General features: G+C 62.1%; 16 protein-coding genes. 8 read left to right on the forward strand and 8 right to left on the reverse strand.

The genetic code is table 11. The features are described from left to right. Positions 1-56: 56 nt before the first annotated feature. Together AAHB08_RS09040 and AAHB08_RS09045 are read right to left on the reverse strand one after the other, a co-directional pair. On the reverse strand, positions 57-479 hold the full coding sequence (locus AAHB08_RS09040) for a CBS domain-containing protein (protein ID WP_106886806.1): 423 nt from the start codon (positions 477-479) through the stop codon (positions 57-59). A gap of 82 nt (positions 480-561) precedes the next feature. Then, positions 562-1,632 carry a helix-turn-helix transcriptional regulator gene (locus tag AAHB08_RS09045; RefSeq protein WP_139434553.1) on the reverse strand — a complete coding sequence of 357 codons (1,071 nt, stop codon included), beginning with the start codon at positions 1,630-1,632 and terminating at the stop codon, positions 562-564. Between the two features lie 452 nt (positions 1,633-2,084). Here AAHB08_RS09045 and AAHB08_RS09050 point away from each other — a divergent pair, with 452 nt between their 5' ends. Beyond that, the gene (locus AAHB08_RS09050) at positions 2,085-3,407 is read left to right on the forward strand and encodes a YjiH family protein (protein ID WP_265435274.1); all 1,323 of its coding nucleotides are present in this window, start codon (positions 2,085-2,087) and stop codon (positions 3,405-3,407) included. A gap of 85 nt (positions 3,408-3,492) precedes the next feature. Here the strand turns inward: AAHB08_RS09050 and AAHB08_RS09055 are convergent, their stop codons facing one another. Continuing rightward, positions 3,493-4,383, reverse strand: a complete 891-nt coding sequence (locus tag AAHB08_RS09055) for a LysR family transcriptional regulator (protein WP_342058736.1) — start codon at positions 4,381-4,383, stop codon at positions 3,493-3,495. 97 nt (positions 4,384-4,480) lie between these two features. On the opposite strand from AAHB08_RS09055, the gene AAHB08_RS09060 reads away from it, so the two are divergent. Genes AAHB08_RS09060 through ycaC form a run of 3 tightly spaced genes read left to right on the forward strand, consistent with a single transcriptional unit; the run spans position 4,481 to position 6,708 of the window. Then, on the forward strand, positions 4,481-5,347 hold the full coding sequence (locus AAHB08_RS09060) for a pirin family protein (RefSeq protein ID WP_342058737.1): 867 nt from the start codon (positions 4,481-4,483) through the stop codon (positions 5,345-5,347). A 28-nt stretch (positions 5,348-5,375) separates the two neighbouring features. Beyond that, positions 5,376-6,053, forward strand: coding sequence for a hydrolase (locus AAHB08_RS09065; protein WP_342058738.1), 678 nt, complete (start codon positions 5,376-5,378; stop codon positions 6,051-6,053). Between the two features lie 28 nt (positions 6,054-6,081). Further along, on the forward strand, positions 6,082-6,708 hold the full coding sequence (gene ycaC, locus AAHB08_RS09070) for an isochorismate family cysteine hydrolase YcaC (protein ID WP_202045688.1): 627 nt from the start codon (positions 6,082-6,084) through the stop codon (positions 6,706-6,708). A gap of 115 nt (positions 6,709-6,823) precedes the next feature. On the opposite strand, the gene AAHB08_RS09075 is transcribed toward ycaC, so the two are convergent. From AAHB08_RS09075 to AAHB08_RS09090, 4 genes are all read right to left on the reverse strand, one after another. After that, the gene (locus tag AAHB08_RS09075) at positions 6,824-7,153 is read right to left on the reverse strand and encodes a YbaB/EbfC family nucleoid-associated protein (protein WP_011706069.1); all 330 of its coding nucleotides are present in this window, start codon (positions 7,151-7,153) and stop codon (positions 6,824-6,826) included. A 130-nt stretch (positions 7,154-7,283) separates the two neighbouring features. Continuing rightward, the gene (gene dnaX / locus AAHB08_RS09080) at positions 7,284-9,818 is read right to left on the reverse strand and encodes a DNA polymerase III subunit gamma/tau (RefSeq protein ID WP_342058739.1); all 2,535 of its coding nucleotides are present in this window, start codon (positions 9,816-9,818) and stop codon (positions 7,284-7,286) included. 173 nt (positions 9,819-9,991) lie between these two features. Then, positions 9,992-10,537 (reverse strand): adenine phosphoribosyltransferase, encoded by a 546-nt coding sequence (gene apt / locus AAHB08_RS09085; RefSeq protein WP_042650168.1) that lies wholly within the window; start codon positions 10,535-10,537, stop codon positions 9,992-9,994. Between the two features lie 132 nt (positions 10,538-10,669). Then, on the reverse strand, positions 10,670-11,047 hold the full coding sequence (locus tag AAHB08_RS09090; RefSeq protein ID WP_041205744.1) for a YbaN family protein: 378 nt from the start codon (positions 11,045-11,047) through the stop codon (positions 10,670-10,672). Positions 11,048-11,224: 177 nt separating this feature from the next. On the opposite strand from AAHB08_RS09090, the gene dusC reads away from it, so the two are divergent. Both dusC and AAHB08_RS09100 read left to right on the forward strand, forming a co-directional pair. Beyond that, the gene (gene dusC, locus AAHB08_RS09095) at positions 11,225-12,169 is read left to right on the forward strand and encodes a tRNA dihydrouridine(16) synthase DusC (RefSeq protein ID WP_342058740.1); all 945 of its coding nucleotides are present in this window, start codon (positions 11,225-11,227) and stop codon (positions 12,167-12,169) included. A 96-nt stretch (positions 12,170-12,265) separates the two neighbouring features. Next, positions 12,266-12,634 (forward strand): TraR/DksA family transcriptional regulator, encoded by a 369-nt coding sequence (locus tag AAHB08_RS09100; protein WP_202046188.1) that lies wholly within the window; start codon positions 12,266-12,268, stop codon positions 12,632-12,634. 155 nt (positions 12,635-12,789) lie between these two features. Here AAHB08_RS09100 and AAHB08_RS09105 read toward each other — a convergent pair whose 3' ends face one another. Next, complete coding sequence (locus AAHB08_RS09105) at positions 12,790-13,461, reverse strand: response regulator transcription factor (RefSeq protein ID WP_202045593.1); 672 nt, start codon at positions 13,459-13,461, stop codon at positions 12,790-12,792. 174 nt (positions 13,462-13,635) lie between these two features. Between AAHB08_RS09105 and AAHB08_RS09110 the strand changes: the two genes are divergently transcribed. Together AAHB08_RS09110 and AAHB08_RS09115 are read left to right on the forward strand one after the other, a co-directional pair. After that, entirely contained in the window at positions 13,636-13,962 is a 327-nt protein-coding gene (locus tag AAHB08_RS09110) for a PilZ domain-containing protein (protein WP_202045592.1), read from the forward strand. An 88-nt stretch (positions 13,963-14,050) separates the two neighbouring features. Continuing rightward, positions 14,051-16,053: cadherin domain-containing protein (locus AAHB08_RS09115; RefSeq protein WP_342058741.1), on the forward strand; the 2,003-nt coding region annotated here is incomplete at its 3' end.

Genomic DNA, 16,053 nt, shown 5'->3' on the forward strand with positions numbered 1-16,053 from the left:
CGGGCAATAAAAAGAGCAGGCACCCGGCCTGCTCCCGATGATCCGGCGAAACCGGATCAGACCCTGGCCTGATGCACGAAGCAGGTACCAAGCTGGGCGTGAATGGCCTGCATCACGTTGTGGCGGCTGATCACCCCGAGCAGGCGACCCTCCTCCACCACGGGATAGATCTTCGGCTTCTGGCCCATCATCATCTCCGCCAGATCCAGGATGCTGGTGTCCGGCCCCACGGCCAGCACCTCCTTGCGCATCACATCCTTGACCTGGGCCACCTGTTCGCAGTGATAGGCCTCTTTCAACATGACGGCAATGCAGTCCTGCTCGGACACCCAGCCAATCAGGTGCCCCAGGCTGTCCACCACGGGGCCGCCGAGCTGATGGCTGTTGAGAAACTTGGTGACCGCATTTTGCACCATCATGTCCGCGCTGAACGTGATGGGCTTGGTCTGCATATAATCCCTTGCCTTGAGTGATTCCATGACGCTTCCCCCGACATGCCTCCCGACGGGAGGCGCGAGCCGGGCACTATGTCCGGCTCACTCCAAGCATAGCTGGTGCCTATCAGGAGATGGATTGCAGCAACAGCAGCAGCTCGTTCTGGCTGTGGCAATCGGTCTTCTTGAACACCCCCTTGAGGGTGGAGCGCACGGTTTCCACCTTGACGCCCCGTAGTTCTGCGATGTCGTTGCTGCTGTAGCCCTTGCTCATCAGCACCAGCAGCTCCTTCTCGCCAATGGTCAAGGGATAGAGGCTGGCCAGCGCCTCTATGTCCGGGTTGAAGGAGTGCTCGGGATCGCGCAATACCACTTCCACGTAACGCTCGAAGCGGCTGAGGCCGCTCATCAGGGTGCACTGGATCAGCAAGGGCCTGAGGTTGGACTGGCGGGGAATCGACATATAGGCGCTGGCGCCCGGCAGCAAATAGGCAAAGCCATTCAAGGTCTCCTTGAGCTGGCGTTGCTGCTCCTTATTTTGCAAAGAGAAAATACCATTGACCGCCCGCAGCTCGACGTTTTCATCGGCGATGCGGTTGAACGCCACATTGGAATAATGAATATGCCCCTTGTCATCTATGATGGCGCTGGGTTTATTATGGTTTTTCACCAGTTGCTGCAGCTGATAGTTCTGGGTTTCCAGGGCCAGCAGGTTCCAATAATGCTGGCTCCAGGCGGCCAGACCAGAATAGATCTCTGTCAACGAGGTGAGATCCCGGCTGCTGAAGTCATCCTGGGTGGCGCCGCGGTAACTGCACAGGGTGCTGAGACCCCGCCCCTTCACCCGGCAGACGCCGCCCGCCGCAAACTGGGCACCGAAGCTGGCCAGCAGCCCCACCGAGCTGGAGATGGTATTGGCACTGACGATCCCCTGGCAGCCCTTGTCCAGGTAATGATTGAACCACACATCCTGGCGATGGTGTTGCACATAAAATTGCTGCTGGGCCTCGGTCAGACCGCTGGAGAAGAGCTTTATTCCGTCGCTCTTGTCATCATCCCGCAATAAAAACAGGGATGAACTGCCGGACAGGTCGGCGCGAAATTGGTCCACCACCAACTTAATGTCAGAATCATTAATACCGCACTCGTATAACTGGCTGATATAGGGCGATATCCTTTCTTTCTCTAATGCCTTCACACCCGAACTCCTAATTCTTATTTTTATTGAAGTGGCATCTTACTCCGCAATGAGATACTCGAAAAGTAGTCAAATGAACAAAGGCTTTATGACCATTTCATAAATAGTTATAAGAAAGCCTCCCTCGATGAGGGCCGTGAAAATGTTTAAATCCGGGCTCAGGTTTTCCGCTTTTTTGGTCGTTATGAAAAAGCTTTATTTACCCGTTCTGCCCTTCCTGCCACCTCGCCTCTCTTGCCATGACGGTCCCTGTGCGGCCGCTCTGTCGCGGCCAGAGAGCTGCCCAGGGTGCCGCCATCACCCTCTTCCATAGAAAAGCCTCATACGGATTCCACCCCGCCAAATGTTGCTTTTTAGTGTATTTGTTGTTTCAATCTTGAGCTTGCGTCGATATTGTATATACAAATGCAGTCATCAAGGGAGTTGAACCATGTGGATCACAAGGAGAGGAAATGGAACCTGAACACGCACTTGCCGCCCCTGCCCGCTCAGGGGCTGGCATCAAACTGCTGCTGACCAGTGTGCTCGGCATCGCCATCTTTTTCGTGCCCTTCGAGCTCGCGGGGCGCAGCACCATACTGGTGGATCACCTGGCGGGCTTCCTGATGGCGCAGCGCCCGCTCGCCCTGGGGCTCATCCTGCTGCTGATCGCCTATGGCGCCATCAGTCCGCTGCTGGATGGTCGCTGGCGCGCCCGCCCCATTGACAGGGTACTGAGCCTGTTCAAGCTGCTCGGGCTGGGGCTGGCCATCATGTATGTGGCAGGCTGGGGCCCCGCCTGGTTGATGACGCCGGATCGCCTGCCCTTCCTCTTTGACAAGCTGGCCATGTCGGTGGGGCTCATCGTGCCCATAGGCGCCATGGCCCTCACCTTCCTGCTCGGCTTCGGCCTGCTGGAGCTCATCGGCGTGCTGATGCAGCCGGTGATGCGCCCTCTCTGGCGCACCCCGGGCCACTCAGCCATCGATGCTGTCGCCTCCTTCGTCGGCAGCTACTCGGTGGGCCTGCTCATCACCAACCGGGTCTTCCTCGCGGGCAAGTACACGGTACGGGAAGCCGTCATCATCGCCACCGGCTTCTCCACCGTCTCCGCCGCCTTCATGATCATTGTGGCCAAGACCCTCAACCTGATGGGGCACTGGAACTTCTACTTCTGGTCCACCCTGGTGATCACCTTCGTCATCACCGCCATCCTGGCCCGGGTCCCCCCCATCAGCACCATGGCGCACCAGGGCGAAACCGACGAGCCGCTGCCGGCAGGCATGAGCCGCTGGCAAGCGGCGCTCGCCTCCGGGCTCACCCAGTCCAGCCAGGCGGATCCCGTGCTGCGGCAGTTGCAGGACAACCTCAAAGATGGCCTCTACATGGCCGCCGCCGTGGTGCCCACCATCTTGTCCGTCGGCCTGCTGGGGCTGCTGCTGGCGCAGCACACGCCGCTGTTCGATCTGCTGGGCTGGCTGCTGTGGCCCCTCACCTGGCTGCTGGATCTGGGAGAGCCGCTGGAGACAGCAAGAGCGCTCTCGGCGGGGCTCGCTGAGATGTTCCTGCCCGCCATTCTGCTCAAGGATGCGGATCTGCTGGTGCGCTATGTGACCGCCGTGGTCTCGGTGAGTTCAGTGCTCTTCTTCTCCGCCTCCATCCCCTGCATCCTGGCCACCAAGATCCCGGTGAGCCTGGGGCAGCTGGTGGTGATCTGGCTGCTGCGCACCCTGCTTGGCATCCTGCTGGCGGCCCTGTGCGGCCGACTGGCCATGGCGACAGGCTGGCTCAGCTAGGTTGACGTGATATCAAGAAACAAAGCGCCATCAGGCGCTTTGTTTCTTTGTGCGGGCTGGCAGCCGTCACCACATCGGCGACCTGTCATTCGAGCCATTGTCGCAGGGTCAGCGTGGCAAGATCCACAAAGGCGCGCAATCTGGGGGGCATGAAGCGCTGCCTGGGATAGACGAGATGGATGGGATCCGCCTTGCCATGCCATTCGGGCAGGACAGGCACCAGCCTCCCCTCCTCGCAGGCCTGGCGACACAGGTAGGAGGGCAACAGTGCCACCCCACCGCCGGCCTGCACCATGGTCATGATCAGGCCGACATCGTTGATCAGTGTCTGCCGGGCCAGTGAGACGGTCACACTGTTGGCGACCCCGTCGTGGAGTACCCAGGCCTCCTTGCCCAGTGGCGTGAACTGCAGGCAGGCATGATGCCGCAACGCCTGAGGTGCATCTGGCATCCCGGCGCTGGCGAGGTAATCGGGGCTCGCAAACAGGGCCCAGCGCGCAATGCCCACCTGCTTGGCGATCAGCGTCGAGTCCTTGAGAGGGCCGGTACGAATGGCCACATCGACGCCCTCCGCGACCAGATCCACGTAGCTGTTCATCAACACCAGCTCCACGTCGACCTTTGGCCACTGGCTGCGCATTTGCCCCAGGATGGACGACAGGATCAGGTTGCCGATGTCCACGGGTGCCGTGATCCGCAGCAGCCCGCAGGGCTCCTCCCGCGCTTCGGTCACGGCGGCCTCGGCATCGAACACATGCGCCAGCCCGGCCGAGGCGTGCTCGAAATAGATCTGCCCGGCATCGGTCAGGTGCAACCGACGGGTGGTTCGCTGCAATAGGGTGACGCCCAGACGCTTCTCCAGCATGGCCACCCGATGACTGACGGTGGAGGTTGGCAACCCCAGCAGACGCGCCGCCGCGCTGAAGCTGCCGGCTTGCACCACCTTGACGAATACGACGACCTGATTGAAGTCCATTTTCCAACTCATTAGAAAGTGTTTTCTTATTTAACCATCTAGTCCGGTAAATGGCGACTTTCTACACTGTGTCCATTGATTCAACGGAGGCATTGAGATGAAAGAACTGGCATTTATCAAGCGCAGCAACGAGAGGCACTGGGTCGGCGATGGCTTCCCCGTGAGGAGCATCTTCTCCTACCAGGATATCGCGGAGGAAATGTCCCCCTTCCTGCTGATGGACTACGCGGGCCCGGCCAATTTCCCGGCCACCTCCCATCAGCTTGGCGTCGGCCAGCACCCTCATCGCGGGTTCGAGACGGTGACCATCGTCTATGAAGGGGGCGTCTCCCACAGGGACTCCTCGGGGGGCGGCGGCACCATAGGCCCGGGTGACGTGCAATGGATGACGGCCGCATCCGGCCTTATCCACGAGGAGTACCACAGCCCGGCCTTTGCCCAAACGGGCGGCGCCTTCGAAATGGTGCAGCTGTGGGTGAACTTGCCCGCCAAAGAGAAGATGGCGGCTCCTGGCTACCAGGGCATCACAGCCAACGAGATCCCTCGCGTGGCACTGCCAGAGGGCGCAGGAGAGGCTCGCATCATTGCCGGGCAACTCGGCGATACCCGCGGCCCCGCCCGCACCTTCACCCCGATGAACGTCTGGGACATGCGCCTGAAGGCCCATCATCAGGTGACGCTGGAACTGCCTCCAGGGCACACCACGGCCCTCTTTGTGCTCAAAGGCGCCATTCGACTCGGCAACCGCCACGCGGTCCGCACCGCCGAGCTGGCCGTCATGGAGCGCCGTGGCAGCAAACTGGTGATCGAGGTCGAGGAGGAGACCACGCTGCTGCTGCTCAATGGCGCCCCCCTCGATGAACCCATCGTCGGCCACGGTCCCTTCGTGATGAACACCCAGGAAGAGATTGTGCAGGCCATCAATGACTACAACAGTGGCCGTTTTGGCCAGATCGGACGCTGAACCTCAGCCCCAACAAATGGAGACTATCATGAGCAATCCAGCCAATTTCGGCGGCGCCAGACCCGTCCTCAACCCAGATGACGTTGCCATGCTGCTGATCGACCATCAGAGCGGCTTGTTCCAGACCGTGGGCGACATGCCGATGCCGGAACTGCGCCAGCGCGCGGCCGCCCTCGCCAGGATGGCGACACTGGCCAATATTCCGGTGATCACCACGGCATCTGTCCCGCAAGGGCCGAATGGCCCGCTGATACCGGAGATCCACGAGCATGCGCCGCACGCACAGTATGTTGCGCGCAAGGGCGAGATCAACGCCTGGGACAACCCCGATTTCGTCGCGGCGGTGAAGGCCACCGGCAAGCAGCAGCTGATCATCGCCGGCACCATCACCAGCGTCTGCATGGCCTTCCCTGCCATCAGCGCCGTCAATGCGGGCTATCAGGTGTTTGCGGTCGTCGATGCCTCGGGCACCTACTCCAAGATGGCCCAGGAGATCACCCTGGCTCGCGTGGTTCAGGCGGGCGTGGTCCCCATGGACACTGCGGCGGTGGCTTCCGAGCTGCAAGGCAGCTGGAACCGGGCAGATGCGATGGAGTGGGCCGCCATCTATACGAAGATCTTCCCCGCCTATCAGTTGCTGATCGAGAGCTACGGCAAGGCACAAGCCGTGGTGCAACACAACGAAGTGCTGGATTCCCAACGTTAACGCTTAGCCATCAATCTGGAGAAAAGTCATGAACAAGCCCTACGTCAAACTCGACAAGAGCAAGGCTGCCGTGCTGCTGGTGGATCACCAGGCCGGTCTCTCTTCCCTGGTACGGGACATCGAACCGGACAAGTTTCGCAACAACGTCCTGGCGCTGGCCGCGCTGGCCAAGTACTTCGAGCTGCCGACCATACTGACCACCAGTTTCGAAAACGGGCCCAACGGCCCACTGATGACGGAGCTCAAGGAGAGCTTCCCGGACGCCCCCTATATTGCCCGCCCCGGGCAGATCAACGCCTGGGATAACGAGGAGTTCGTCAAGGCGGTCAAGGCCACCGGCAAGAAGCAGCTGATCATCGCCGGCATCGTCACCGAGGTGTGCGTGGCCTTCCCGGCCCTCTCCGCCCTCGAGGAGGGGTACGAGGTGTTTGTCATCACAGATGCCTCGGGGACCTTCAATGAGGTAACCCGCCACTCGGCCTGGGATCGGATGTCATCCGCCGGGGCACAGCTGATGACCTGGTTTGGGGCCGCCTGTGAACTGCACCGCGACTGGCGCAATGACGTGGAGGGCCTGGGCACCCTGTTCGCCAACCACATCCCCGACTATCGCAATCTGATCAACAGCTACACCACAGTCCAGAGCAGCAAGTAATACGCCCCGGGAAACCGGGAGACGGAAAAAACAAAACGCAGCTGACAGGGCAGGCACCCTGTCAGCTGCGTCATCGCCATGGACATGGCATCCAGATGTGAAAGGCGTTCAGCCCTTAGAAGGGCATCTTGAAGCCTGGGGGCAGTTGCATGCCACCAGTCAGCTCGCCCATCTTGCTCTTGTTCTGCTCTTCCACCCGGCGCACTGCGTCGTTGACGGCGGCGGCGACCAGATCTTCCAGCATCTCCTTATCATCTTCCATCAGACTCGGATCTATCTCGATACGGCGCACGCTGTGGCTGCCGGCCATGGTGACCTTGACCATGCCAGCGCCGGCTTCGCCGACGACTTCCATCTGAGCCAGCTGCTCTTGCATCTTCTGCATGCGCTCTTGCATCTGTTGGGCCTGTTTCATCAGGTTACCCATTCCACCTTTACCAAACATAGGTCGTCTCTCGTCTTGAAATCCGGCATCCAGCGCCGGGCTGTGGGCTTGTTCTACCCCGGATATGGGGGCAGCCAAAAGATTTTTCAACCGGGACTCGGGTCCCGGCATGGGATTTAACTCATAGCGCTCAACGGCTCAGGGGCTCGATGCTCTCGGGATGGAGCACGGCGCCGAATCGCTGCTGCAGGAACTGCACATTGGGATCGTCTGCCAGATCCCGGCTCACCTGCTCACGGACCCCCAGATAGAGGCGATGCTCGATCTCGAGCGGCGTCTCCCGCGCCGGATCCGTGCCCAGGGTCACCTCGACACGCACCGGCTGTCCGAACTCCGGGCCTATGATACCGGCCAGATCGGCCAGGGCTCTGTCGCTGACCAGGTGGCGCTGCTCCGGCTTGAGCACCAGGGACACCAGCTCCCCCTGGCGGGTCATCACAGAGTTGATGGCGAGCTGACGCAACCGGCCACCGACCCCGGTGCGGGCGATGAGCTCTGCCCAAGCGTCGCCGCAATTGACCAGCAGGGAAGAGGGGATCAGGCGAGCGATCTCCTCCCCCTCCGCCGGCTGGGCGTCACTCTCCAGCTCATCCCAGTCGATGGTCTCCATCACCTGGGCGGTCGTGGGCTGCGCATTTTCGGGCACAGCAATTTCGGGCACAGAAAGAGGCGTCGCAACCGGCGCTGCCGGTGCCGCGGCGACGGTAGCAGCGGCAGCCCTAGCGGGGGCGCCATCCAGATCCCAGGGGGGCAGGTCATCCGAGGCGGAATTGGCCTTCTGCGCTGCACTGGGCGCTGGCGCCGCTTGCGCTGCGGGGGCACTGGCCGGCCCGTAGCCAAAGCCCTGACTCAGATACTCCTCGTAATCGCTGCTGCTGTCGTCATAGGCCTCGAGGGGCGGCAGATCCTCATAGCCCGTCATGGGCCCGGCATAGGCGGGCGCCGCAGCGGCCTGCCTGGCAGGCGCAGAGGGTGCTGGTGCCACGGGTGGCACGGCGGGAATGGCCATGGGCGCAGCCGGTTTGCTCGGCGTCGCCCTGGGGGGCGCAGAGACGGTCGCCGCCCCGGCGTCCCCCCGCAGCCGGCTGCGCAGCAGATTGCGCTTGCCCAGCAGGCTCTGCATGCTGGAGGCCGCCGAGGGGGCCGCCTCGGGTTCAGGGGCTATGGCAGGAGCCGCCGTCGGCAGGGCCTCCTCGTGGGAGGCAACCGGCGGCTCGGGTTCAGGGGGCTGCGCTTCCTGTGTCCGGGGGGCGCCACCGATCTCGGGCTCAGGCTGCATCGGCTGCGCCTCGTACCCCATCCGCTGGGCGGCTTGCAGCAGCTCTTGCTGCTCGGCAAAGAGGGCAGCGCTCGCCTCATCGTTGTCGGCAGCCGGCTCGTCTGCCTGCACAGCCAAGAGCGGCGCTGTCGGCGCCAGGGTTGCGGACGCGGCCATGCTGGCCGCCGTTACGGCCTGATGCGGGGCTGGCTCAGCCCCTGACGGCTTTCCCGGCAGGGCCGATACGGCCTCCCTCCCCGCCCCGGGCTGTGCGCCCATGGACACGGGCAAGGCACTCAGATTGGCGGGGTGCACCGCCTCGCGGCGCGGCGAGAACGCCAGCATCCGCAGGCAGGTCATCTCCAGCGCGGTGCGGCCATCGGGTGCCCAGGGCAAGTCCTTGCGGCCCCCCAGCACTATCTGGTAGCAGAGCTGCACCTCTTCCGGGCTCATGGCCCCCGCCAGCTGCAGCAAGGCATCCGCATCCGCCCCCTGCTCCTGCACGCTGGCAGGGAGCAGTTGGGCCATGGCGACGCGATGGAGCAAGGCTTCCAGCTCGGCGTGGAGCTGATCGAAGTCCGGTCCCAGGGTGGCGATTTCGGTGATCTTGGCCATGGTGGCCGGGGCATCCTGGCGCAGCACAGCCTCCAGCAACTGGTGCAGGTGGTGATGGTCGAGGGTGCCCAGCATGGTCAGCACGCTCTCCAGCCGCACGCTGCCGTTGCCGTGGGCCAGCGCCTGATCGGTGAGGCTCAGGGCATCGCGCATGCTGCCGTCGGCGGCCTTGGCCAGGGCCAGCAGGGCGCGGGGCTCGAACGGCTGACCCTCCTGATCCAGTACCCATTCGAGCTGCCTGGCGATCTGGGTCTGATCCAGGCTCTTCAAGTGGAACTGCAGGCAGCGGGACAAGATGGTGATGGGGAGCTTCTGCGGATCCGTGGTGGCCAGCAGGAACTTCACATAGGGAGGCGGCTCTTCCAGGGTTTTGAGCAGCGCATTGAAACTGTGACGCGACAACATGTGCACCTCATCGATGAGGTACACCTTGAAGCGGCCGCGGGCCGGGCGGTACTGCACGTTGTCGAGCAGCTCCCGGGTGTCTTCCACCTTGGTGCGGGACGCCGCATCGATCTCCAGCAGATCGACGAAGTTGCCCTGATCGATCTCGCGGCAGGTGTCGCATACGCCGCACGGGTGGCTGCTGATCCCCTGCTCGCAGTTGAGGCTCTTGGCCAGGATGCGGGCTATGGTGGTCTTGCCGACCCCGCGGGTGCCGCTCAGCAGGTAGGCATGATGCAGCCGTCCCTGATCCAGGGCATTGGTCAAGGCGGTCAGCACATGTTGCTGGCCAACCACTTGTTCAAACGTATGGGGGCGCCATTTACGCGCCAGAACCTGATAGCTCATAGATCTCGATGCTGGAAAACGAGGCATTGAGGCAGGATGCTAACACAAATGGAGGGCGGGCTGTATTGGCTATCGGCCGCCGTGGGAGGGATCGCTTGATTTTCAAACCGGTGCCCGTTCAGGCACCGGTTCGGGGCATTGGCGGGTTGACGAGGCCCGCCTGCCAGAGGGCCTTACTCGCCCGCGAGCTCGACCAGGGAGACCACCTTGACGCCAGCGGCGGTCAGGCGGGCATCACCACCCAGCGACGGCAGGGAGATGATGAAGGCCGCATCGGCGACTTCACCGCCGGCGCGGCGAATGAGCTTGACGGTGGCATCGACGGTGCCGCCGGTGGCCAGCAGATCGTCCACCACCAGCACCTTGTCACCGGGCACTATGGCGTCGGTGTGCAGTTGCAGGGTGTCGGTGCCGTACTCGAGGGCATAGGACTCTTCGATGATGGCGCGGGGCAGCTTGCCCGGCTTGCGAACCGGCACGAAGCCCAGTCCCATGGCGAAGGCCACAGGGGCGCCGAAGATGAAACCGCGGGCCTCGGTGCCGACGATCTTGGTGATCCCTTGATCACGATAATGCTCGGCCAGCAGATCTATGGTGGCCTTGAAGGCCTCGGCATTCTCGATCAGGCTGGTGATGTCGCGAAACAGGATGCCCGGCTTCGGATAGTCGGGAATGGTCTTGATGCTCGCTTCGATAAACTTCAGGGTATCCGGATTCATTATTTGACCGCTTATTTTTGAGCCCAGGCGTGGCGTCTCTTGCGCTGCCCGCCAGCGGGCAATAAAAAGGCCCGTCATGCAAAAAATGACAGGCCGACTCCATAGCATTATTGCCGCAATAGCTTAGGGATTTCACTTCTCCATTGCAACCGGCTCCAGCACTGGCAGACGCATTAACCAGGTGAGCAGGATCACCATTATGACAACCAGCAGCAGCCTCACCCAGGGCAGCGGCACCACCAGCAGCGACACCGAGAAGGAGAGCAGGATGAAGAGGATGGCACGGCGTCTGGCATGGCGCCGAATGCCGCGATACAACTGCCAGTCATGGATGGGGGGCCCGAACCAGGGGTGCGCCAGCAGCCAGCGGTGAAAACGGGGCGACGAGCGCGCAAAGAGGGCCGCCGCCAGCAACATGAAGGGGGTGGTCGGCAGCAGGGGCAGGACTATCCCGACTATCCCGGTGGCGAAGGCGAGCCAGCCCAGGGCCATCAGACACCAGCGTTTCATGGGTACTCCTCTGAATGCATCTCTGCCTTTAGCCTAACAGAGTTGGCCCGGAAGCTGACAGTCCGGCCCATGCAGCGGCAGTCGATTAGGCTCATCGAGTGGGCAGACGGCTGACAACGCCAGCCATTGCCACTACAATCTGCGCTCTTTTTTCTCCCCTTGTCTTCGGAAGCAGCTATGCGCGTTATTTTGGCCCCCATGCAGGGGGTGCTGGATCACCTGATGCGGGAGGTACTCACCTCCGTCAACGATTACGACCTCTGTGTCAGCGAGTTCATCCGGGTCGTCGATCAGCTGCTGCCCGCCAAGGTGTTCCATCGCCTCTGCCCCGAACTCAAGCAGGATGGCAAGACCCGCGCCGGCACCCCGGTGCGGGTGCAGCTGCTGGGCCAGCACCCCGAATGGCTGGCAGAGAATGCGGTGCGCGCCATCGAGCTGGGCTCCCCCGGGGTCGATCTCAACTTCGGCTGCCCCGCCCCCACGGTCAACAAGAGCAAGGGAGGGGCCGTGCTGCTCAAGGAGCCAGAGACCGTCTATCGCATCGTCAAGGCGGTGCGCGAAGCCGTCCCTGCCCACCTGCCGGTGAGCGCCAAGATCCGTCTGGGGTACGACGACAAGGCGCTCTACATGGACAACGCCCAGGCGGTCTATCAGGGGGGTGCCAACGAGCTCGCTGTCCATGCCCGCACCAAGCGGGAAGGCTACAAGGCGCCGGCGCACTGGGAATACGTGGATCTCATCCGCCGCGCCCTGCCCATTCCGGTGACCGCCAATGGCGAGATCTGGGATCACAAGGATGCCCTCGCCTGCGCCAGCGTCTCCGGCTGCGACGCCCTCATGGTGGGCCGCGGCGCCATCTCCCTGCCCAACCTGGCCAACGTGATGAAAACCGGCTGTGCCCACATGAACTGGGCCGAGGTGCTGCAGCTGATGGTGGCCTATACCGAGCAGGATCTGGCGAGCGACAAGGCCGACTACTACCCCAGCCGCATCAAGCAGTGGTTCAGCTACCTCAAGCGTGAATATCCCCAGGCAGCCGTACTTTTTCAGGATATTCGTCTGCACAAGGAGACGGGACCTATCCGGGACGCCTTGCTGCAAGCCGCGAAAACTGTGAGCTAACCGACCTTTACTTGACTCATGTCATCTTGATAATCCACACGCCTCCCTATACTGGCCGAGTTTTATCACTCGTCTTTGGGGGCTGTTGTGTGTGAAGTGACGCAAGCCCGGTTGGCCGAATGGCGTGAGCGCCTGCTGACCGATTGGGCACAAACAAGAGAAGCGCTGATAGGTCAGCTCAAGGCCTGTCGACGTGACGACTGGGCACAGAAGGTGGCATCCTGCGAGCGGGATCAGCTGGTGGACCTGACCGGTCGCCTCGACTTGCCCAAGGTGGAGTCGAGCGTGGCACGGCTGAAGCGCCTCGACGCGGCGCTCTGCCAGATGGAACTGGGTCTCTATGGCCTCTGCTCCGATTGCGAGGAGCCGCTCGCCATCGAGCAGCTGGATCAGGATCCCAGCCTGCAACGCTGCCCGCGCTGCGAAGCCCGTTATCGCAAGGGATTCCACGCCCACGAACTCTGATGGGCCTTCCCCTGCCCACAGCCATCCATGTCCTCCTCCTCTTGCCAAGGCCATAGCTGACTCTCCACCCGACAAGGGCGCCCGGCCCCCTTCATCACGCGGGCCCCGGTGGCCTGCGGCAAGAGCATCGCTGCCTTGGGAGGCCGACAGGCGTTTCAGGTCTGGGAGCCTTGCTCTGTCAGCGCATGCTTCTGTGCATAGGCATAGAGGCCCATTCGATTGCGAATGCCCAACTTGGCATAAATGGATGTCAGGTGATTGCGCAGGGTGTGCTCACTGATGTTGAGGCGCCGCGCGATCTCGAGGGTATTGGCATCAACGCCCAGGGTAATGGCCGCGATGGTCAGTCTCTCCTTGCGGGTCAGCCGCGCTATCTTCGCCTGCTCGGCATGGTGAGCCCCCTTTTCCCTCGCGATGGCCATCAGGATCCGCTCGGTGGCGGCGCGATCGACCCAGTACTCGCCCCCGTGCACCTTGCGGATGGCCTTGTACAGCACCTCCACCGGTTCCCGCTTGCTGATGGCGCCGCAGGCCCCGGCCAATACCGCTCTTTCCTGCAGTTCAGTGCCCTCCGCTGTGGCGATCACCAGCACGCGCACGTGGGTATCGCACAGCAGGGAAGGTATTTGGTCGATGCCATTGCGACCATCCAGATCAAACAGGACGACACATGTCTTGCCTGGCACCATCCACTGCACGGCCTCGACGGGATCGGCCACGCAGGCGATGACGTCCATCTCGTTGGGCTGTGCATTAATGGCCCCGCGCAAACCCCATGCGACTATCGGCAAGTCGCAGATCACGATGACATTGATTCTGGTATCCATACCCCGCTCCCCAACACCTACGACAACGTGACAGGCATCCTGCCTGACAATGGTCCCCTCTCAAATTAGTCGAAATATCCTGGTTTTGTCCTGGGTCGATCGTCACTTTGTCCCACATAAATCGGTCTGATTCTTCCATTTTTCATCTTCCCCTTCTGGCCTAGGCTAATCGGCATGACAACACCCACACATATCCATGCTCGTCAGCATGATCGCATCAGGACGGTGATACCTGTCCGGCTCTCGGGCCAGACAGGGTTCACCCGGGACATCAGCATCGGGGGCTGCTACCTGCAACTCGAGGAGGCTGCCACGCCTGAGAACGAAGGGAGTGACGTCTGCTTCGATCTCGATCCCGGGGTGACGCACGGTGCCATGAAGATCCGGTGTTGCGGGCAGATAGTGCGGCGAGACCGGGACGGCCCTCTCACCGGTATGGCCATCAAAATCAAAGACCTGCAACTGCTGGTGAAAGAGATCCCCGACAGTTGCACCAGGTGAAGTGTTACGCGGTACAAGAGCAGATGGCCAGGACGGCGATCTTGTCTCCATACCGAATCATCTTCCCGCTTTCTGAAGGAGCAGACCCATGGCTGACATCAGCGGCACCAATAAAAACGACTCGCTCATTGGCGGCACAGGAACCGACCTCATAGATGGAGGCAATGGCAGTGACATGCTCGACGGCGGCAGCGGGAGCGACACCCTGCTGGGCGGCAACGGCGAGGATACCCTCTACGGCGGGCTCGGGGACGATACCCTCTCCGGCGGAAACGGCCAAGACCTCGTCTATGGTGGATCCGGCAATGACGTCATCGGGACATCGCTCGTCAACAGCGAGAACGGTAACGACGTCATCTACGGCGACGGCTGGGATGACTACCGGCAGCAGAGCCGGGCCATCGCCGGCAGCGACACCATCTACGGCGGCAATGGCTCGGAGACCATCTATGGCGACAACGGCGATGGCCATGCAAGTGGTGGCAACGACTCTATCTATGCCGGCAACGGCAACGACACCGTCTACGGTGAAGGCGGTGACGATACCATCCAGGGCGGCAATGGCGCCGATCTGCTGAGCGGCGGCAGCGGCAATGACCTCTTCGTCTACCAGAGCGCGATGGAATCCAATAGTGGCGGGATGGATACTATCCGTGACTTTTCCGGTGTGCGTGACGCCAACTCGGACAACGACAAGATCGACCTGCGTCCGTTGCTGGGTTCCACCGACCTCAAGTGGGGAGGCACCACTTCCCTGATCAACGGTGTCTGGTACGAGCAGAACGCCGGTCAGAATGCCACCTACATCAAGGCCGATACCAACGGCGATGGCCAGGCCGATCTGGTGATCAAACTCGACGGTCTCAAGGACCTGAGCAACACCGACTTCCTCGGTGTGCAGAACAACGGCCCCACCATCACCTCCGACGGGGGCGGCAGCTCTGCTGCTCTGGCCATCGACGAAAACACCACTGTGGTCACCACAGTGACGGCCAGTGACCCGGACGTCGGTGCGCTGCTGACCTACACCATAGTCGGTGGCGCCGATGCAGGACTCTTCACCATAAATCCCAACACCGGCGCCCTGTCGTTTGTCAACGCGCCCAACCGGGAAAATCCGAGCGACAGCAACGGCGACAACACCTATGAAGTGGTGGTGCGCGTCTCCGATGGCAGTGCCTTCGATGAGCAGACCTTCACCATCGCCATCAACGATGTCGACGAGTTCGATGTCACTACCCCGACCGACACCAACTCTGCCGCCAATGCCATCGACGAGAACATCGCCATCGGCTCCCTGGCCGGCATCACCGCCTTTGCCAGCGACGCAGACGCCACCACCAACGCCGTCACCTACAGCCTGTCCGGCAATCCCGGCGGCCTGTTTGACATCGATCCCGCCACCGGCGTGATCACCGTCGCAGCCGCCATCGACCGTGAAGCCCTCGGTGCCAGCGTGAATATCGAGGTCACCGCCACCAGTGCCGATGGCTCCAGCAAGGCGCAGACCTTCACCATCACCATCAACAACCTCGACGAGGTCGCACCGACCATCACCTCCGGTGGCACTGCGGCCGCTCTCAATGAAAACAGCGGCGCCGGCCAGGTCGTCTACACCGCCACCGCCGACGACAGCGCCGACATCAGCGCCGGCGTGACCTTCAGCCTCGCCGGTACCGATGCCAACAAGTTCACCATCGACGCCACCACCGGTGCTGTCACCTTGATCGGCAACCCCGATCACGAGACCCAGTCCAGCTACAGCTTCAGCGTCCTGGCCAGCGACGGTGTCAACCCGGCCACCGAGCAGGCCGTCACCCTCGCGGTCAACAACCTCGACGAGATCGCACCGACCATCACCTCCGGCGGCACCGCTGCCGCTCTCAATGAAAACAGCGGCGCTGGCCAGGTGGTCTACACCGCCACCGCCGACGACAGCGCCGACATCAGCGCCGGCGTGACCTTCAGCCTCGCCGGTCCCGATGCCAACAAGTTCACCATCAACGCCACCACCGGCGCGGTCACCTTGCTCGGCAACCCCGATCACGAGACCCAGTCCAGCTACAGCTTCAGCGTCCTGGCCAGCGACGG

Origin of the sequence: Aeromonas sp. OTU364 (genome assembly GCF_038440395.1) — a bacterium.
Classification (GTDB): Bacteria; Pseudomonadota; Gammaproteobacteria; order Enterobacterales; family Aeromonadaceae; genus Aeromonas.